This window comes from Pseudomonas tolaasii NCPPB 2192, assembly GCF_002813445.1.
Classification (GTDB): Bacteria; Pseudomonadota; Gammaproteobacteria; order Pseudomonadales; family Pseudomonadaceae; genus Aquipseudomonas; species Aquipseudomonas tolaasii.
In genome coordinates, this window is sequence record NZ_PHHD01000001.1 from 3,624,746 (window position 1) to 3,643,120 (window position 18,375).

General features: G+C 60.2%; 15 protein-coding genes. 4 read left to right on the top strand and 11 right to left on the bottom strand.

Annotation, left to right across the window (positions count from 1 at the left end; translation table 11 throughout):
- The first annotated feature begins 12 nt into the window (after positions 1-12).
- Both ATI14_RS16825 and ATI14_RS16830 read left to right on the top strand, forming a co-directional pair.
- A complete protein-coding gene (locus ATI14_RS16825; RefSeq protein ID WP_016970144.1) occupies positions 13-948 on the top strand; it encodes a lipid A biosynthesis lauroyl acyltransferase in 936 nt (311 codons plus the stop codon).
- 41 nt (positions 949-989) lie between these two features.
- On the top strand, positions 990-2,138 hold the full coding sequence (locus tag ATI14_RS16830; protein WP_016970143.1) for a patatin-like phospholipase family protein: 1,149 nt from the start codon (positions 990-992) through the stop codon (positions 2,136-2,138).
- A gap of 123 nt (positions 2,139-2,261) precedes the next feature.
- Here ATI14_RS16830 and ATI14_RS16835 read toward each other — a convergent pair whose 3' ends face one another.
- From ATI14_RS16835 to puuE, 8 genes are all read right to left on the bottom strand, one after another.
- Entirely contained in the window at positions 2,262-3,047 is a 786-nt protein-coding gene (locus tag ATI14_RS16835; RefSeq protein WP_016970142.1) for an outer membrane protein OmpK, read from the bottom strand.
- A gap of 23 nt (positions 3,048-3,070) precedes the next feature.
- Positions 3,071-3,439, bottom strand: a complete 369-nt coding sequence (locus ATI14_RS31175; RefSeq protein WP_130886683.1) for a hypothetical protein — start codon at positions 3,437-3,439, stop codon at positions 3,071-3,073.
- Between the two features lie 53 nt (positions 3,440-3,492).
- Entirely contained in the window at positions 3,493-4,839 is a 1,347-nt protein-coding gene (locus ATI14_RS16840; RefSeq protein WP_080520592.1) for a nucleobase:cation symporter-2 family protein, read from the bottom strand.
- Positions 4,840-5,060: 221 nt separating this feature from the next.
- Entirely contained in the window at positions 5,061-6,350 is a 1,290-nt protein-coding gene (locus ATI14_RS16845) for a urate hydroxylase PuuD (protein WP_016970140.1), read from the bottom strand.
- Positions 6,351-6,400: 50 nt separating this feature from the next.
- On the bottom strand, positions 6,401-6,904 hold the full coding sequence (locus ATI14_RS16850) for an ureidoglycolate lyase (protein WP_017254847.1): 504 nt from the start codon (positions 6,902-6,904) through the stop codon (positions 6,401-6,403).
- Positions 6,905-7,040: 136 nt separating this feature from the next.
- Positions 7,041-8,036 (bottom strand): allantoicase, encoded by a 996-nt coding sequence (alc, locus tag ATI14_RS16855; RefSeq protein ID WP_016970139.1) that lies wholly within the window; start codon positions 8,034-8,036, stop codon positions 7,041-7,043.
- Positions 8,037-8,116: 80 nt separating this feature from the next.
- Positions 8,117-8,632 (bottom strand): 2-oxo-4-hydroxy-4-carboxy-5-ureidoimidazoline decarboxylase, encoded by a 516-nt coding sequence (gene uraD, locus ATI14_RS16860; protein ID WP_016970138.1) that lies wholly within the window; start codon positions 8,630-8,632, stop codon positions 8,117-8,119.
- Positions 8,629-9,555 carry an allantoinase PuuE gene (gene puuE / locus ATI14_RS16865; RefSeq protein ID WP_017254848.1) on the bottom strand — a complete coding sequence of 309 codons (927 nt, stop codon included), beginning with the start codon at positions 9,553-9,555 and terminating at the stop codon, positions 8,629-8,631. Before puuE ends, uraD begins: the two co-directional genes overlap by 4 nt.
- A 386-nt stretch (positions 9,556-9,941) precedes the next feature.
- Here puuE and uraH point away from each other — a divergent pair, with 386 nt between their 5' ends.
- Together uraH and ATI14_RS16875 are read left to right on the top strand one after the other, a co-directional pair.
- A complete protein-coding gene (uraH, locus tag ATI14_RS16870) occupies positions 9,942-10,295 on the top strand; it encodes a hydroxyisourate hydrolase (protein ID WP_016970136.1) in 354 nt (117 codons plus the stop codon).
- 146 nt (positions 10,296-10,441) lie between these two features.
- Positions 10,442-15,682, top strand: coding sequence for a dermonecrotic toxin domain-containing protein (locus ATI14_RS16875; protein ID WP_016970135.1), 5,241 nt, complete (start codon positions 10,442-10,444; stop codon positions 15,680-15,682).
- Here ATI14_RS16875 and ATI14_RS16880 read toward each other — a convergent pair.
- The 3 genes from ATI14_RS16880 to ATI14_RS16890 all read right to left on the bottom strand — a co-directional run bounded on the left by ATI14_RS16880 (position 15,666) and on the right by ATI14_RS16890 (position 18,317).
- The gene (locus tag ATI14_RS16880) at positions 15,666-16,304 is read right to left on the bottom strand and encodes a LysE family translocator (RefSeq protein WP_016970134.1); all 639 of its coding nucleotides are present in this window, start codon (positions 16,302-16,304) and stop codon (positions 15,666-15,668) included. The two genes, ATI14_RS16875 and ATI14_RS16880, sit on opposite strands and share 17 nt — an antisense overlap.
- 11 nt (positions 16,305-16,315) lie before the next feature.
- Positions 16,316-17,662: an NCS2 family permease gene (locus ATI14_RS16885; RefSeq protein ID WP_016970133.1), complete on the bottom strand. Its 1,347-nt coding sequence runs from the start codon at positions 17,660-17,662 to the stop codon at positions 16,316-16,318.
- 223 nt (positions 17,663-17,885) lie between these two features.
- Positions 17,886-18,317, bottom strand: a complete 432-nt coding sequence (locus tag ATI14_RS16890; RefSeq protein ID WP_016970132.1) for a MarR family winged helix-turn-helix transcriptional regulator — start codon at positions 18,315-18,317, stop codon at positions 17,886-17,888.
- Between the last annotated feature and the right edge of the window lie 58 nt (positions 18,318-18,375).

The following is an 18,375-nucleotide window of genomic DNA, read 5'->3' on the forward strand; positions in this document are numbered from 1 at the left end:
CCGGAATCTGTAATGGATCGCCCGCGTTTTCGTGCTGCATTTCTTCACCCGCGTTTTTGGCTGCTATGGCTGGGGCTCGGCCTGCTGTGGCTGATCACTCTGTTGCCGTATCGGGCGTTGTTGACCATTGGTCGTTTACTCGGCGCGGGCATGTACCGTGTGGCCGGTGACCGCCGCCGCATCGCCGCGCGCAACCTGGAATTGTGCTTCCCGGAAAAAACCGCCCAGGAGCGCAAGCGCCTGCTCAAGGAAAACTTTGCGTCCACCGGTATCGCCTTTTTTGAAATGGCCATGAGCTGGTGGTGGCCCAAGCCGCGCCTGGCGCGTTTGGCCCACGTTGAAGGGCTGGAGCACCTGAAGCAGGCGCAGTTGGACGGCAAGGGCGTGATCCTGATGGCCCTGCATTTCACCACGTTGGAAATCGGCGCGGCACTGCTCGGGCAAAAGCACACCATCGACGGCATGTACCGCGAGCATGGCAACCCGCTGTTCGACTTTATCCAGCGCCGTGGCCGCGAGCGGCATAACCTCGATTCCTTGGCGGTGGAGCGTGACGACGTACGCGGCATGCTCAAGCTGCTGCGCGCCGGTCGCGCCATCTGGTACGCACCCGACCAGGACTACGGCGCCAAGCAAAGCATCTTCGTGCCACTGTTCGGCATTCAGGCCGCTACGGTCACCGCCACCAGCAAGTTTGCCAAGCTGGGCAAGGCGCTGGTGGTGCCATTCACTCAGGAACGCTTGGCGGATGGCAGTGGTTATCGCCTGGTGATTCACCCGCCGCTGACGGATTTCCCCGGCGAAACCGACGAGATCGATTGCCTGCGCATCAACCAGTGGGTCGAGGCCTCGGTGCGTGAATGCCCGGAGCAATACTTGTGGACGCATCGCCGCTTCAAGAGCCGTCCGCCGGGTGAGCCCAAGCTGTACGAAAAACGCCCTCGCTGAGACAAACAATACGACTGACCTTTCCAACATGGAGTGATGCGATGCGCCCAGCTGAACCGGTCACAGGTTTGATTCTTTCCGGCGGCGGGGCGCGAGCGGCTTATCAGGTGGGGGTGTTGGCGGCGATTGCCGAGTTATTGCCACCAGGGGCGCCGAACCCGTTTCCGGTGATCGTCGGCACCTCGGCCGGTGCGATCAACGCGGTGAGCCTGGCCAGCGGCGCCATGGACTTTACGGCCGCCATCGAACGCCTGACCGCGTTCTGGCAAGGCTTTCGCAGCCATCTGGTGTTGCGTAGCGACTGGCCCGGCGTGGTGCGTCAAGCCAGCCGTTTCTTTACCCACAGCTTGCTGGGGTTCGGCGCGCAACGGCCGGTGGCGCTGCTCAACAGCTCGCCGTTGCGAGAGTTGCTTCGCGACAAACTGCACCTGGAAGGCATCAACGAGGCCATTCGCCAGCAACGTCTGCATGCGGTGGCGGTCACCGCGTTCGGTTATGAGTCCGGGCAAGCGGTGACCTTTTATCAAGGTGGCGGCACCATCCACCCGTGGCTGCGTCATCGGCGAATCGGCGTGCCCACCCAATTGACCGTTGAGCATTTGCTGGCCAGTTCGGCGATTCCCTTGCTGTTTGCCCCGGTCAAACTTGATCAGGAATATTTCGGCGACGGCGCGGTGCGCCAGTCGGCGCCCATCAGCCCGGCCTTGCACCTCGGTGCCAGCCGCGTGCTGGTGGTGGGCGTCAGCGGTAACCCGCGGGGGAACGAGCCGTCGGCCCAGCGCACCTACACCGGCCAGGAGCCGACGCTGGCGCAGATCGGCGGGCATATGCTCAACAGCACGTTCATTGACAGCCTGGAGAGTGACATCGAACTGCTGGAGCGCCTGAACCAGTTCAGCCACCTGTTACCGTCCGATGCTGCCATACAGGGCCTGGCGCCGGTGGAAGTGCTGGTGATTGCGCCGAGCCAGCCCATCGATGAAATCGCCGCGCGGCATCGCCAGGAATTACCGGCGGCGCTACGCCTGTTTTTGCGCGGGCCGGGGGCGACCAAGACGAGTGGGGCGGGGGTGCTGAGTTACTTGCTGTTCGAGGCGGGGTATTGCAGCGAGTTGATCGAGTTGGGGCGGCGGGATGCGATGGCCAAGCGTGAGCAATTGTTGAAATTCCTGGGGCTCACACCGAACTGAATGTGGGAGCTGGCTTGTCGGACCGCCGCACCGCTGCGATAACGGTGGGTCAGCCAATAACATTGGCACAGAAAGACCGCTATCGCAGGCAAGCCAGCTCCCACAGGAGAGCGGCGGTGTCAGTTAGAAGTGGTATTTGACCAGCAGGCTCGCGGTGTCCTGATTGGTTTCAAACGCGCCACTGTCCTCAATCCCGTACTTGTTCTTCCAGTAGTCGTATTCGATACCCACATACAACTGCTTGTCGCCCCAATGCAGCGCCTTGCCCAAGTCATATTTGATCTGCGGGTTGAAGTGCAGGTTGGCGTGGTAAGTGCCACGGGCGTTCTTGTCGTTGTCCACCACCCAGTCCATGAAGCCGTCGATCAACACGTTGGAGTTGCCGACAGGGATGGTGTACGACCATACCGGCGTGATCTGCCAAACACCGTCACCCGGGCGGTTGCCTTCGGTCTGGCGCTGGTAGAAGTTCAACTGGAAGTAGTCGAAACCGGGAATGTTCAGGTCAAAGCCCGGGCCGAGCAGGTAGGACTCGTTATCGCCCTCGCCGAACTCGTAAGTGAAGGCCAGCAATACATCTTTGATTGGGCCGAATGAGAGGTCTGTGTCGAAGATCTTGCCGAACGACAAGCGCGGGCTGATCTCGCCATAGTAAGTGCTCGGCCCGACGTTGCCGTCTTCCTTGCCGTTGTAAAAGATGCGGTCGACGAAGATAAAGTTATCGCCGTACTTCCATGCGTCAGCATGTTCGAAAGTGACGGTTTGCTGGATCTGCGGGTTAACAGTGAAGTTCTTGCCCCACAGGTACGTCAGGCTGTTGTTCTGCCATTGCAACAAGTCACCGGCCACGGCCTGACCGCCAGCCAGCAGGGATCCTGCCAGCATCAAGCCTTTCAACATAGGTTTCATTCGGTTGCTCCCGAGTCAAAGTTTTATGGTTGTTTTTCTACGCAGGCGCTCTGGTGTGGCGCCTTTTGGTTCGCTGCAAAAATCGTCTGTTTGGTCAGCTTTAATGCTTTTAGCAAGAGCTGCGCCAAGCTGTTCAAAAAGCCAATAAAACGCCTTCGGCTGCACTTGATGCAGTCGAAACCAGAGGTTTTCAGTACAGGTTGGCCGCAGACATCAGGCCCGGATAAGTTGGCCCTGCAGTCAGCTTTTACATTCGCTGTTTTTTTTTGAGTCGATTCGAGCGGGCGCGGAGAATACTGGCTCCCAGGCCTTGGCTCAAGTGCGCTGTTACAGAGCGCGTGGGGCGAGAATGGGGCGCAGCTTGTGGCCGGCCCCGGGTGAATGGCGTGCATGTGGGTGTTTCCTGTTCGTTATTGTTTTTGTTGTTATTGGATAACGGGCGGAATCAATGCGTATGGGCGACGGCAGGTCGTTCAGAACCACCGAGGATGTTGAAGAGTATGTTCAGCGACAACGCGCTGAGGGTGGCCATGGCGATGCCGCTGTGGGTAATCGGGCTCATCCACAGCGGCAGTTGCGCGAAGAACTCGGGGCGCACCACCGGAATCAGGCCCATGCCGATGCTCACGGCGACCAGCAACTGGTTGCGCCGGTCGGCGATATCGGCCTCCTGCAAAATCTTGATACCGGTGGCCGCCACCATGCCAAACATGGCAATCGCTGCGCCGCCCAGCACTGCCGGCGGGATCGATGCCACCAGGAATGCAGCTTTGGGCAGCAGGCTCAGCACGATCAGAAAGGCGCCGGCCATGATCGTCACCGAGCGGCAACGCACGCCGGTCATCTGCACCAGGCCGATATTCTGTGCGAACGAGGAGTGGGTGAAGGTGTTGAAGAACCCGGCGAAAAACGATGCGCCGGCATCACACAACAAGCCGCGACGCAGCATTTTCGAGGTGACGTCCTGGCCGGTGATCTTGCCCAGCGCGAGGAACATGCCGGTGGACTCGACAAAGATGATCACCACCACCAGGCACATCGACAAAATCGGCGCCAATTCGAACGTGGGCATGCCAAAGTGCAGCGGCGTCACCACTTGCACCCAGGGCGCGTGGGCCAGGCCGCTGAGATCGACCATGCCCAGCAGGCCGCACAGCAGGTAGCCCAGGCCCATGCCGATCAGCACCGAGATGTTCACCCAGAAGCCGCGCATGAAGCGGTTGATCAGCAGGATGGTGCCCAGCACCAGTGCGGCAATCGCCAGGTATACCGGCGAGCCGAAAGTGGCCGCAGCGCTGCCGCCACCGGCCCAGTTCACGGCGACCGGGAACAGCGAGAGGCCAATGGCGGTGATCACCGTGCCGGTTACCAATGGCGGAAAGAAGCGCACGACCTTGGACATGAACGGCGCGATCAGCATGCCGAAGAACCCGGCGGCGATGGTTGCGCCGAAGATGCCCTGCAAACCGATGCCTGGCATGCCGGCCATGGCGACCATGCTGCCGACGGCGGCGAAACTGGCGCCCATCATCACCGGCATGCGGATGCCCACCGGGCCGATGCCGAACGACTGCACCATGGTGGCGATACCGGCCACCAGCAGGTCGGCGTTGATCAGAAAGGCGATTTCTTCACGGCCGAGGCCGGCGGCCTGGCCAATGATCAGGGGCACGGCGACGGCGCCGCCGTACATCAGCAAGACGTGTTGCAGGCCTACCAGAATCAGTTGCAAGAGGGGCAGCCGCACCATGGCGGGTGCGGCAGGAATCTGCGGTTCGGCTAACTCGGTCATGCAACACCTCGAATCTTTTTTATTGTTGTGTTGTTCGGCATTCAATTGCCGGGTGGAACTCAATTTTCAGAGCAAAGCTGATCTCAATTGTGAGAGTTGACCTGTGTGGGAGCTGGCTTGCCTGCGATGGCATCATCTCGGTAGACCTGCTACACCGAGGCGCATGCATCGCAGGCAAGCCAGCTCCCACACAAAGCCCTCCTACCTATGAGCGGGAGCAGTCAGTTAGTGCGGGCTCCTTGATTGATCCAGGTGCCAATCAAGTCCCGCTCCTGCTGGGTCATCTGGGTGATGTTGCCCAGCGGCATGATCTGGCTGGCCACCGCCTGCGCCTGAATGCGCGCCGCCTGCTGCTGGATCTGCGCCGGGGTGTCGAACATCACGCCCGCCGGTGCAGTGCTGAACAGCGGGCTGGTGGGCTTGGCCGAGTGGCACACGGCGCAGCGCTCCTGGATCACGCCGTGCACCTTGTCGAAATCAATCGAGGCCTGGGCAGGCGCCGACGCCGGTGCGGCAGCCGGTTCTGCCGGCGCGGCAGGTTTGAGGCCACCACCCAATGCGGTTTCCGGCAAGGGCTGGTATTCGATGGCTGCAGGGGCCGTGGCCACTTCGGCGACGGGCTTGGGCCCGGTCACGTAAGCCAGGGTAATCATCGCCAACGCCCCGACCGGCAGCGTCCACGCATATTTCTGGCTGTCATGACGGGTGTTGAAGTAGTGCCGCACCAACACCGCCGCCACCGCGATGCCCGCCAGGATCAGCCAGTTGTATTGGCTGCCGTAGGTGCTCGGGAAGTGGTTGCTGATCATGATGAACAGCACCGGCAAGGTGAAGTAGTTGTTGTGGCGCGAACGCAGCAAGCCCTTGGCCGGCAGTGCCGGGTCCGGCGTGCGGTTCTCGGCAATCGCCGCCACCAGTGCACGCTGGGCGGGCATGATGATGCGGAACACGTTACCGACCATGATGGTGCCGATCACCGCACCCACGTGCAGGTAGGCGCCACGGCCACTGAACACTTTGCTGAAGCCGTACGCGGCGGCAATCAACAGCACGAACAGGATGAACCCGAGCAGGGCAGGGCGCTTGCCCAGGGCCGAGTCGCAGAGGAAAGAGTAGATGAACCAGCCGGCGAACAGTGAGCCAATGCCCAGCAACACGCCTTCCGGACCACTGAGGCTGCTGCCCGGAGCCAGCAGGTACAAGGTCGGGTTCCAGTAGAACACCACGCACAACAGTGCAATGCCCGACATCCAGGTGAAATAGGCTTCCCATTTGAACCAGTGCAGGTTGTCCGGCATGGTCGGCGGGGCCAGTTTGTATTTTTCCAGGTGGTAGATACCGCCACCGTGGATCGCCCACAAGTCACCGGCCAGGCCGCTCTTGGGGTTGACGCGATTGAGGTTGTTTTCCAGCCAGACAAAGTAGAAAGAAGCGCCGATCCACGCGACGCCCGTGATCATGTGAACCCAGCGCACGCTCAGGTTCAGCCATTCCATCAAATGTGCTTCCACAGTCTTTACCTCTCGCCTGTCACCCTGTTGTCGGGTGATCAGACCTTCTCTTATTGGTGGGGGGCGAGGATCAACCGCTCATCCTCTTTGAAAAAATGCTCATCGCAGTTATTGCCTGTGCCACTGCGATCAACCACCAGGAAGTCATCCCGCTTTTCGATCGTCAGCACCGGGTGGTGCCAGACGCCGCGATGGTAATTAATGCCCTGCCTGCCGTTGGTGACGAAGGCGCGGACCAAGCCCGATACAGGTGCATCGCCAAGTGGCGCGACCACGATCAGAAAGGGGTTGCCGAGCAGCGGAATGAAAGCCTGGCTGCCCAGCGGGTGTCGTTCCAGCATGCACACGGTCAGCGGCATATCCTGCGCGTCGGCGCGGAAAATACTGATGATGGCGTGGTCTTCAGGCGTAGCGGTGTCGACCGTCGCCAGTTTGTGAAAGCGCATGGTCGACCCGTTGTTGATCATGAAGTGATCGCTGCCGTCGGTTTCGATGACGTCTCCGAAAGGGGCGAAGGCTTCTTTGGTCAGGGGTTCGATCACGAGTGTGCGCATGGTTGTCTCTTAATCCTGTCTATCGATCGTTCCCACGCTCTGCGTGGGAACGCTGCCTCGGACGCTCTGCGTCCGCTTTTGTGACGCAGAGCGTCACGGTATGCATTCCCACGCGGAGCGTGGGAACGATCTGCCGTTACTTGGCTACTTTGCCCAGGACGCGCAGGCGGCTCACACCGCCATCCGGGAACACGTTCAGGCGGATGTGCGTAATCGGGCCCAGCGCCTTGATCTGCTCGGCAAACGTGTGTTCGGCGTGCATTTCCAGTTTCTGCGCCGGCAGCAGTTCGCGCCAGAACAGCGACTGGGTTTCGATCTGGCTGTCGGTGCCGCCTTTGACGAAGGCGCCCTGAATCGAGCAGGTGTCCGGGTAGTTGCCCTTGAAGTGCAGGGTGTCGACGATGATCTTCTCGATCTCGCCCGGATGGCCCAGGGCGACGATCACCCAGTCATTGCCCGGCGTGCGACGACGGGCAGTTTCCCAGCCGTCGCCCATATTGATGCCACGGCCCGGGTTGAGGATGTTGCTCATGCGGCCAAAGTGTTCATCGGAGCAGGCCAGGGCACGACCGCCGTTCAGCGCGGCAGCCAGGTCAACCTGTTCGTTGTCGCCAATCGAGGACCAGTCGCGGAACGGAATGCCGTACACACGCAGACGGGCCACGCCACCATCCGGGTAGATGTTGAAGCGCAGGTGGCTGAACGCCTGGTCGTTGCTGATCTCGTGGTAGTGGTGGCTGTTGCCTTGCAGCTCGACGGCCGACAGCACTTCCACCCACTGGGTGTTTTCATCCGGGTCGCCCGAGGCCAGGAAGCAGGCTTCCAGGGAGGCGGACGGTGGATAGTTGCCGGTGAAGAATGAAGTGTCGATGTCCACGCCCTTGATCGAGCCAGGTACGCCCAGGCGGATGACCGCGCTGTCGTAGCCTTCGAAGCGCTTGCGGCGCGACTCCCAGCCGTCCATCCACTTGCCGTTGTCATCGAAAACGCCCTCCTTCCACACGGCCGGGGTCGGCTGGAACAGGCGGTTGGCATCAGCGAACCAGTCATCGGTCACCGAAAGGATCTTGGTGCCCAGACGCGCGTCGGCCAGGTTGACGAACTTCTCGAAAGGTACGGCGTAAGCTTTCATTCTTCTTGTCTGCCTTGAATTGAGTGGCTTGGGATGCTCACCAGGCCCTGGGTGCTCATGAACACTCGGGCGAGGGTTGCTTAAAGAGTCAGTAAACGGAACAACGCGATTTTGTTGATCTCGGCCAGTGCGCATTTGAACTCGGCGTCTACCGAGTTGTGAATACGCGTTTCGAACGCCGCCAGGATCTGGTGTCGGTTGCTGCCTTTTACCGCCATGATGAAGGGAAACTTGAACTTGGCCTTGTAGGCATCGTTCAGCTCGGTGAAGCGCGAGAACTCCTCACTCGTGCATTGGTGAATACCGGCGCCAGCTTGTTCATTCGTACTGGCTTCGGTGAGTTGCCCCTGGACGGCAGCTTTGCCGGCCAGGTCCGGGTGAGCGTTGATCAAGGCCAGTTGACTGGCATGATCGGCGCTCAACAGGATGTCGCTCATGCGCTGGTGCAGGGTTTCGATTTCGTCGATCGAAGGGTCCTGGCCCAGGTCGAAGGCCTTTTCGGCCACCCATGGCGAGTGTTCGTAGATGTCGGCGAAGGCGTTGACGAATGCGTCGCGGCTCAAGGTCGAAGGTTGGACGGTCTGGAACGCAGTCATTTGGCCGCTCCCTTGAACGGATGGGTTTCGTGCCAGTGGCGGGCAATGTCAACGCGGCGGGTGAACCACACCTGGTCGTGGCCTTTGACGTATTCGATAAAACGTTTCAATGAGGCCAGGCGCGCAGGGCGGCCAATCAGACGGCAGTGCAGGCCGATGGACAGCATCTTCGGGGCCTCGGCGCCTTCAGCGTAGAGCACGTCGAACGCGTCTTTCAGGTATTCGAAGAAGTCATCACCCTTGTTGAAACCCTGCACCTGGGTGAAGCGCATGTCGTTGGTGTCCAGGGTGTAGGGGATCACCAGGTGCGGCTTGCCGGTGGGGTTGTTGGGTTCCCAGTAGGGCAGGTCGTCGTCGTAGGTGTCGCAATCGTAGAGGAAGCCGCCTTCCTCCATCACCAGCCGGCGGGTGTTGGGGCCGGTGCGCCCGGTGTACCAGCCCAGCGGCCGTTCTCCGGTCAGCTCGGTGAGGATGCGGATGGCTTCGAGCATGTGCTCGCGCTCTTGAGCCTCGTCCATGTACTGGTAGTCGATCCAGCGGTAGCCGTGGCTGCAGATCTCGTGGCCGGCGTCGACCATCGCGCGGATCACATCCGGGTGGCGCTGGGCGGCCATGGCCACGGCGAAGATGGTCAGCGGGATATCAAATTCCTTGAACAACTTGAGGATGCGCCATACGCCGGCACGGCTGCCGTATTCGTACAGCGACTCCATGCTCATGTTGCGCACGCCTTGCAGCGGCTGGGCCGAGACCATTTCCGAGAGGAAGGCCTCGGACTCTTTATCGCCGTGCAAAATGTTGCGCTCGCCGCCTTCTTCGTAGTTGAGTACGAAAGACAGCGCAATGCGCGCCTTGCCCGGCCATTGGGGGTGAGGAGGGTTACTGCCGTAACCGATCAGGTCGCGTGGGTAGTCAGCGCTCACTGCAGTCTTCCTTCTTGTTCGTGATCATTCATGTGGCGGCCGGGCAGCGAAATGACTGGGTGGCGTCACAGCGATGAGTGATTGTATACAACTTATCGTCGACTTTGTAAGCCTACATTTCTGCATTTTTTCTGTGAAGCTCTTGGCAAAGGGTGTAGCAAGAAACTTGCCTGACTGGTCAGCTAATGGACAAAAGGTCGTTAAAAAGCAAGGTTTACTCGTCGATTGGTCCTTGAGCCAATGCCAGCGGGTGGATCCATAACTTTGTGATTTTTATTGTGTACAATTTTTTTGAAAAGTGTCTTAATCAGTCATCGCCGGCTTTTTCGCTGCCCTGAAAAAGTGCGGATTTCTTTTCTACTGACTTCGGGAGGCGCGTAGACGCCATGGGACGTTTGACCACACACGTTTTGGACGCCGCACACGGCAGCCCCGGCAGTGCCATCAAGGTTGAGCTGTATCGCGTCGAAGGCGCGCAACTTGAGCTGGTGGGTACGGCCTTGACCAACAGCGACGGCCGCTGCGACGCGCCTTTGTTGCAAGGCGATGATTACCGCAGTGGTGTGTACCAGCTGCAATTCAGCGCCGGCGACTACTACCGTGCCCGTGGTGTGCAACTGCCGGAGCCGGCTTTTCTCGACGTGGTGGTCCTGCGCTTCGGCATCAGCGCCGAGCAGGAGCATTACCATGTCCCGCTACTGATTTCGCCTTACAGCTACTCCACCTATCGCGGTAGCTGAGCGTCACCTCGCTACACACCCCCAAGCTCTTCGTTGGTTTTTCGCCCGCCCACACTGCGGGCTTTTTTTCGTCTGCGTTATTTATCTAACCTTCCTTGAATACTCGCGTTACCTAGGCTGGCTTTTTCCACGCGAAGAAAACAGCCATGACCTCGACCCTCGAAACGCCCCACCTTCCTCTCGCTGCCAACCCTGCGTCGGACACCGGCGATAGTGACGACACCCCGCACGCCGAAGTGGCCGCCGAAGCCGAATGGCAGGCGATTCGCGGCCAGGTGAAACGGCGCATCAATACTTGCACTCATCCCAGTCGCCTGATCAATCAGCTTTGCCTTGCCGACATGCGCTGTCGCGAATCGGCGCAGGCGCTGACCCATCTGATCGGCCGCTCGCCCAGAATTCTGAAGGTGATCCGCGCGCAGTTGCTCAACACGTTCGATGAGGATCCGGACAAGGTGCTGTTTACCCTGCCCGCACAGGACGGGCAGCCCGAGAAGGTCGATAGCCTGACGGGCCAGGCACTTGTGTGGCTCTTTCAGCACGCAATGGACGCCAGTGTTTACGCGTCAACCACCCTGAGCGTCAAAGGAAAACCGGGCTATCGATTGCCCTTTACGCCGTTGGAAGCCTTGCAGCGGGTGAGGGCGATGGGGCTCTTCGAACGACTGACTTTGGCCACGACCCAGTATTGGGACAGCCTGGCTTACGGTTCCTGGCTGACGCGACGGGAGTACTGGGTCGCCTTGCACAAGGAGCTGTTTGCCGACCGTGCCTTGATCGCGCGGCATCTGGATGAGCTGTCGAGCGCCGGAATGGAGTTGGTGCAGGCGGTGACGGATGCGCCGAGCGCTGAGTTGCGTCGATGCGCCGGTGGTGACTGGGCGCGGGTTCGAGTGGGCGGGTTGTTGTGGCCAGGCACGCCTTCGATTGCGATTGCAGGCGCCTTGCATATCTATCGTGAAGGAGACCCCGTTGGCGTGCCCCACATTATTTACCTGCCCGGCGTCGCCCGTAATTTCCATGAATACCCTTCTTTCGTGGCCCTTCAGTGCGGCTTGCTGGAACTGAGCAAGGCGAGGTTTGACGAGCTTTGGCAATGCCTGCCCTTGAACCGTCGCCAAGTGCTATGCCGCCCTGCGGATTTGTCCGCTGCGTTGAGCGTGACCCGTGGCCTGGAGATCGAGGGAGATGCGTTGGCGCTGCAGGCGCACGCGTTGCTGACGCAGCAGTGGGAGAATGAATTGGCGTGTGCCGGAACGCGTTATCACCCGCAAATATTTGCCCGGGACCGGCCACCTACCCTTGATACCGCCTCTTTCCTCAGGTTTGTGGAGGGCAACAGGAAACAGTTGGTCGGTGGAGGCCGGCTTGGCGAAGTGTGTGACGAGCTGCTCACCTGGGACTACCAGCGACGGCACGCCGAAATCGTCCTCGCCGGTTCCGCGTCCGGGCTGGCCTTGCGCGCCCAGGAACAGCAGGTCGAGCGTTATGAGAAAGGCCTGGTCGCTTTACTGGACCCGCTTGATCCGGGCGCCGAGACAGCGGCGTATCAGGAACTTGTCGCCTGGGTGGACCAACTCAAGGTTCATGCCCACACCTTGAATACGTTTTCGCAAGGGGCTCGACAACGCTTGCTCGAGGTTGATTTCTGGTCCGCGCGTCTCAGTGGCGCGGGCACGCCCAGAAGGGTCACGGCGTTCCTGAACGCGCAAACCCAGGCGTTGCGCTGCGAGGTGCAGGTGCAGCACGGGCTCAAGCTGCTGAGTACGGCGCATCGCGACCTGGTGATGGAGGTGCTGGAGCAGCCTCTGCCCAGCCATCGCCCCGACAGCCAGACCCGCGTGCTGGGCGTTGTCATCGGCAGCGAGTCGCAAGGGTTTTACCCGCTTCATAACGCCTGGGTGGTGACGACTGCAGCAGCGGTGAGGGTCCCCCGTCGGCAACTGCCCGTGGTGCTGTATGTTTTCGGGGAGGTCGGTGGTTTGAGCGCGTTGGCCGGTGTGGACGCGTTGACTCGAAGCGTCAAGGCCAGCCTGTCCAGTCGGGACGATTCGGTGCTCTGGGGCAGCGTTGCGCGTGACAAGCGTAACGGCTTGCGCGCACTGGCGGCGCATCACACCCTGGGGGTGCGCTATGTGCCCATTGATGGCAAGCCTGCCTTGGTATGCCTCAAGAAACTGCTGGGTTCCTGTGATCGGTTGTACAAAAGCGGCGATGACGTCACGCGCCTTTTCAGTGAGGTCAAGGACGCCGAGCTGAGCCGTGCACTGCTGCTGACCGAATTGGAAACCCACCTGCAGGTGCCGACCAATAGCGCGCTGAGCCGGGCGCAGACCAATATCGAGTTGTTGCGCAAGGCGGCGCTTGACGCGAAAAAACGGCCCTCCTGGTTAACAGGCTCAACCCAGGCACAGCGTAAACACTTCAGGCGCTTGCAAAAGCGTTACCTGAGCAGCGTCTGGGCCTTTTTGGCGCGGCAAGAACACCGCCTGCCGGACTTGAACACGTTTGCCCGCCAGGCGTTGACCGCCCGTTTGCATCAGGAAGGGATCGTCCTGGGGGTGGAAATAGACGAGCCCTTTATCGCGATGTCAGGCGATATCCACGGCACCTATTGCGATCATGCCGAAGCTTGCCGGCTCAAGGACCCCCAGCGGGCATTACCCCCCACCTCTGCGTGCAGAGCCTTCAGCCTGCTCGAGTTGGCGCTGCATAACCTCGACCCGTTGGCCCCCTGGACGCAATACGCACTCAACCGTGCATGCTTTCTGCGTTGGATGTGGCCGAGCAAACTTTCCACGGGCCACCTGAGGCAAATGATGTCTTCGCTGGATGTCGGCGGTCGCTACGACGCGTTGATCAAAACGACCTTTTACCCGCCGGCCAGCCCCGAGTATTCGCCCAGCGAAGGACGTATTCCCGAATTGTTGAACCGCGTGCTGCGCACAGGCGCTGACTATCATCTGTTTTCTGCGGTTCAACAGGGGTTGTCGGCGACAGCGCAAAGCGTGTTCAGCACGGCAATGGCTGCACAAGCGCCCCAGGACCTGTTGAAAAACCGGCATGCATTACAACTGTACGGGGTGCATGTGGTGGGGCATACGATGCAGCATGATCGCTATGTCGCCGGGATCGTGGTGATAGAAGACAAGCGTTCCCGGCTTTGCCTGGTGTATTGGCCCCAGGCCCCGCAAGCGTTGGTGCTTACCGAGTACAACTGTCTTGAAACGGCCCGGGCTGAGTTGAACCGTCTTGGCGCATTGCCTGATAACGCCAGGGCACTGGCGCGGCAGGTCGCGCCTGGCTGGGCCTTTCAGGCAATGCTCGAACCGGAGGCCACCAGCCTGTTCGATGTGGCCACCGGTTTCGCGTTTGTGAAAGGAATCTGGCGGCTGTCGCGCGCACTTCGCGTGCAGCATCGTGAGCCATCGCTGGCACTTGAGCAGATAGAGGAGCAGGTGTTCGAACAGATTGCCAGTGACCCTCAGGATTGGCTGGCGATTGTCCCCAACCCCGGCTGCAATGCCCAGGCGTTGCTGTATCGCGGGTACGTGCAGGAACTGCAGCGCCAGACACAGGCGGCCAGTTACTCCAACAAGGCACTGGAAGAATATCGAATACGCCGTCGTCGCGACGAAAGCATTGCCAAAGTCCGCATGGTGCTAAGCCTCTTTGTTCCGGTCTTCGGTCTGTTCAGTGACCTCTATGAGTTATACGTCGCGGCGCAACGTTATCAACGCTCTGGTGATCCTCGTGATAAAGACGTGCTGGCCGATACGATAAAATTTTTCATGGTCGGCCTGGTCATGACCTTCATACCTGGCCCGGGTAGAGCGGGGGCCGGTGCTGTCCGGTCTGCTCTGCCGCCTGCGTTGCGGCGGATGCATCGCTGGCGTGTCGAGCCGAGCCTCGCTCCCCGTTCGGCTCCATCGGTGAGGCAGCTTCCGGCACTGGAGCGGTTTAAAGTCAAATCGGTGCCCGAAGGCGCAGTGGCGTTGAAGGGGCCAGGGCGGGAAGGTGTCTACGTCAAAAATGGCGAGCTGTTTGTGGAAGATGGCACTCACCATTATCCGGCTTACCGGCGCGGGAACGAGCCGTCGTTGCGCTTGAAAAACACACAGTTGCCGGAACAGGACGAACTGATCATCCATATTCACGAGCCCAGGGAGTGGTTGCTCGGCGCGGATTCGCCTCTGCCGGCAGCCGGAACCAGTTCGGGCGTGCTTGATCCATGGCCCGCGCGGGCATCGCCGGCGCCGGACTGGTGGCCACCTGTGGTGCGCAGTGCCACGGAAAACAGGATCCTCCAGTCCTCCAACCCCGCACTCCATTGGCTCGATTGGCGTATGCAAGTCCCGATCAGTACGCAATTGAGCTCCCCCGCACCGGGCATTTTTTTTGTGCCATTGGATGCTCACGGGTTTTCCTACAATGCCCTGCGGGTCGCCCCCGCCTATACAAGCCTGACGGACCCCTCGAGCGGTTTTTACCGCTTGCTGCCGCAGGGTGGGCAAGCACCGCTGAACCATATCGTGTTTATTACGAAGAATGAGCCCCCGGTCTCGTTGGCTCGGGCCGATATCGAGCGTTGGACAAGCACGCACCTGCTTGAACAACCCCTCGCGGCGTCTCGCACGCCAACCGGCGGGTGGCAGCTGCATGCGCCCTTGTTCGATAAGCCGCTCACGGCGTATGTGGCGGACGCCTTTCCTTCCATGACACATAAAAGCCGCGAATTTACCGTAGCGAGGATGATTGAGCTGTCGGATTCGAGCAGGGCGGCGACGGCGACCCATTTGCTCAATGTGCGCGCAACGCTGGACAGCTGGTTGCCGCCAGCCCCTGCAAAACCCGGGCAGACCGACGACTTATTGAGGATGTTGCGGCCGACTGAACGAGGGCGAAACAGCACATTCATCAGCTACCAGGGTGCCGCCCCAGGCTTCACGCGCATTGACTTCACGCCGCCGCGCCCCTTGGCAAGACCACTGCAGCGCGAAGGCAAAGGGCTGGCGGCGCAACGCGAAATTGCGCAGCGCGATGCCGTCAAGAGCGTGCTGCAGGAGCAAGGGTTCAGTGTTCGGGAGTTCGAAGTCATACGCGGCGGTAAAGCCGTACGGGAAGCCATCGCCACGCATCCCCGTTCACCCGACACACTCTACTACCTGTCTTTTTACTGGTTTGAACAGGGCCACCTCACCCTGGGCGCCAGGTTGACGGATCATTGGTTCGTGGCGCGATCCACTCTCTACATGAGCACGGCGTTGTCGGCCGAGGTTCACCTCGCACTGCGTGAGCAACGGTTGGTGCGTATTTTGGCTGGCATTCAGTGGCCCGTTCATGGGCGGGTTTCTGCCACCGTTTATTTCATCAAACTGGCAGCCTGACCTTGATCAGCGAAACAATGCCCGCCCCACTGAACAGGGCGGCACTGATGCGGTTGAACCAACTTTGGCCCTTGCCGCTGCGCAAGTAGCGGGCAGCGCCGTGTGCGCCCAGTCCGTAGGCCAGCTTGCAGCACAAATCGAGTAGCGTCCACGTCGCAATCATTATCAGCAGCTGCGGCAGGAACGCCTGCTGGCTGCTGAGAAATTGCGGCAGGAACGCAGCAAAAAACAGGATGTCCTTGGGGTTGCTGGCGCCCAGTACAAACGCACGGCCAAACAGGGCGCCAAAGCGCGGCGTGCTTGCCACCTGCGGGACTTCGGCAGCGTGCGCCGGCTGCCGCGATTGCTGCCAGCTTTGCCAGGCCAGATAAAACAGGTACGCCGCGCCCAGCACTTTCAAGGCACTGAACAGCTGCTCCGAGGCCAGCAACAGCGCGCCCAAACCGAGGGCCGAGGCGCTGAGCAGGCAGATCGAGGCAAACACCCCGCCCAGAAACGCTGGATACGACCGACGCAAGCCATAATTGAGGCTGTTGCTGATCATCAACAGTGACAACGGCCCGGGGATCAGAATCACCACCAGTGCCGCGCCGCTGAACAGTAGCCAGGTTTCCAGGTTCATTCGTTGCTCCTTTATAGAAAGATAAATTTCGCGATAAAGATCGCGCACAACACCCACAGGCTGACGGAAATCTCGCGGTACTTGCCGGTACCGGCCTTGAGCGCCACATACGTGATGAAGCCCAGGGCGATCCCGTCGGCGACCGAGAAGGTCAGCGGCATCATGATCGCGGTGACAATCGCCGGAATGCTGTCGGTGGCTTCATCCCAATTGATATGGGCCATGCTCGCCATCATCAGCATCGCCACATAAATCAGCGCGCCCGCCGTGGCATAGGCCGGGATCATCCCCGCCAATGGCGCAAAAAACATCGCCGCCACAAACAGCACGCCCACGGTCACCGCCGTCAACCCGGTGCGGCCCCCGGCAGCCACGCCCGCAGCACTTTCCACATAGCTGGTCACTGGCGGCACGCCGACCATGGCGCCGAATACGCTCGACGCACTGTCAGCCTTCAGGGCACGAGACAGGTTGTCGATCTTGCCTTCGGCGTTCACCAGGCCCGCCCGCTGCGCGACGCCCATCAGTGTACCTGCGGTGTCGAACATGTGTACAAAAAGAAAGGCAAATACCACGCTGATCATGCTGACATTGAATACACCCTTCACGTCCATCGCCATCCAGGTGGGTGCCAGGCTGGGTGGTGTGGAGAGAATGCCGTTGTAGTGCACCAGGCCCAGGCCCCAGCCGGCGAGTGTCACGGCGATGATGCTGATCAGGATCGCGCCGAACACGCGGTGGTAGCTGAGGATGGCGATCAGCAAAAAGCACACGGCGGCCAGCAGCGGCGCGGGTTCATGCAGGGAGCCGAGCTTGATCAGGGTGGCCGGGCTGTCGACGATGATGCCGGCGGTCTTCAAGCCGATCACCCCGAGGAACAAACCCACGCCTGCGCCCATGGCATGGCGCAAGCTCACCGGAATGCTGTTGAGCAGCCATTCGCGCACGCGGGAAAGGGTCAGGCCCATGAACAGCACGCCGGAAATGAACACCGCACCCAGCGCGGTTTCCCAGGTGTAGCCCATGGTGCCGACCACGGTGTAGGTAAAGAACGCATTCAGGCCCATGCCCGGCGCCAGGCCCACCGGCCAGTTGGCATACAGGCCCATGAGCAGGCAGCCCAGCGCGGCGGCAATGCAGGTGGCAACGAACGCCGCGCCATGGTCGATACCGGCGTCGGCCATGATGTTGGGGTTGACGAAGATGATGTAGGCCATGGTGATGAAGGTCGTGAGGCCGGCGATCAGTTCGGTCTTCACTGTGGTGCCGTGCAAACTGAGTTTGAACAGACGTTCCAGCCAACGGTTGTTGGGCCGGGCGATTTCCAGCGTAGGGGCTTCGGATTTGCGGCTTTCCACAGCGAGTACTCCTCAAGAGTTTTATTGTTATTTCCAGCGCCGGTCACAAAAAGTGGGCAACAGCGCTTTGAGGTACTGGCGGGTTTTGTTGACCAATAGGTCAAGAACTCGCACGCAGTGGATTATGCTTTTGTATACAAATAAAGCAAATAATGTTTTCGATCGGCTGGGCGAAAGGGGATGAAAGGCTTACCCAGGGGCGTTGTTGTTAGCATCGCAACCATCAAGCTTTAGCGAGCGCCTGATTCACCGCCAGCCATCCCGCCACGGCGTCTTCCCCGGCATCCCCGAACGCGCGCTGCAGCAATTTCACCTGCTCACGGCGCAATGACTGCTCAAAACGCAAACCTTCCTCGCTCAGTTCCAGCAGGCGTTTGCGCTTGTCGGTCTCGGACGCAACGCTGTTGACCAGGTGCATTTCCTGCAATTGACGCAACGGCATGTTCAACGCCTGCTTGCTCACACCCAGCAGTTCCAGCAGCTCTTTCACGCTTAGCGCGGGATAACGCGCAATAAAAAATACGATGCGCTGATGCACGCGGCTCAGGCCCCGGCGTTCAAGCATCTCATCGGCCTTGGCGGTAAACGCCTGGTAACCGAAGAAGAACGCTTTCATGGCCTCTTGCTGGTGAATCGGGTTTTTAAGGTCAAGCATGTTGACGTATCCACTGAAGTCGTCGTAATTTCGGTCAACCAGTTTGACGTATTTCCCC

Excerpts from the sequence above, each read along its gene's own strand:
- ATI14_RS31175 (WP_130886683.1), bottom strand. The coding sequence starts at position 3,439 with ATGCACGCCATTCACCCGGGGCCGGCCACAAGCTGCGCCCCATTCTCG.
- ATI14_RS16880 (WP_016970134.1), bottom strand. The coding sequence starts at position 16,304 with ATGAACCTGGAAACCTGGCTACTGTTCAGCGGCGCGGCACTGGTGGTG.
- uraH (WP_016970136.1), top strand. The coding sequence starts at position 9,942 with ATGGGACGTTTGACCACACACGTTTTGGACGCCGCACACGGCAGCCCC.
- ATI14_RS16830 (WP_016970143.1), top strand. The coding sequence starts at position 990 with ATGCGCCCAGCTGAACCGGTCACAGGTTTGATTCTTTCCGGCGGCGGG.
- alc (WP_016970139.1), bottom strand. The coding sequence starts at position 8,036 with ATGAAAGCTTACGCCGTACCTTTCGAGAAGTTCGTCAACCTGGCCGAC.
- ATI14_RS16835 (WP_016970142.1), bottom strand. The coding sequence starts at position 3,047 with ATGAAACCTATGTTGAAAGGCTTGATGCTGGCAGGATCCCTGCTGGCT.
- ATI14_RS16825 (WP_016970144.1), top strand. The coding sequence starts at position 13 with ATGGATCGCCCGCGTTTTCGTGCTGCATTTCTTCACCCGCGTTTTTGG.
- ATI14_RS16875 (WP_016970135.1), top strand. The coding sequence starts at position 10,442 with ATGACCTCGACCCTCGAAACGCCCCACCTTCCTCTCGCTGCCAACCCT.
- ATI14_RS16850 (WP_017254847.1), bottom strand. The coding sequence starts at position 6,904 with ATGCGCACACTCGTGATCGAACCCCTGACCAAAGAAGCCTTCGCCCCT.
- uraD (WP_016970138.1), bottom strand. The coding sequence starts at position 8,632 with ATGACTGCGTTCCAGACCGTCCAACCTTCGACCTTGAGCCGCGACGCA.
- ATI14_RS16840 (WP_080520592.1), bottom strand. The coding sequence starts at position 4,839 with ATGACCGAGTTAGCCGAACCGCAGATTCCTGCCGCACCCGCCATGGTG.
- ATI14_RS16890 (WP_016970132.1), bottom strand. The coding sequence starts at position 18,317 with ATGCTTGACCTTAAAAACCCGATTCACCAGCAAGAGGCCATGAAAGCG.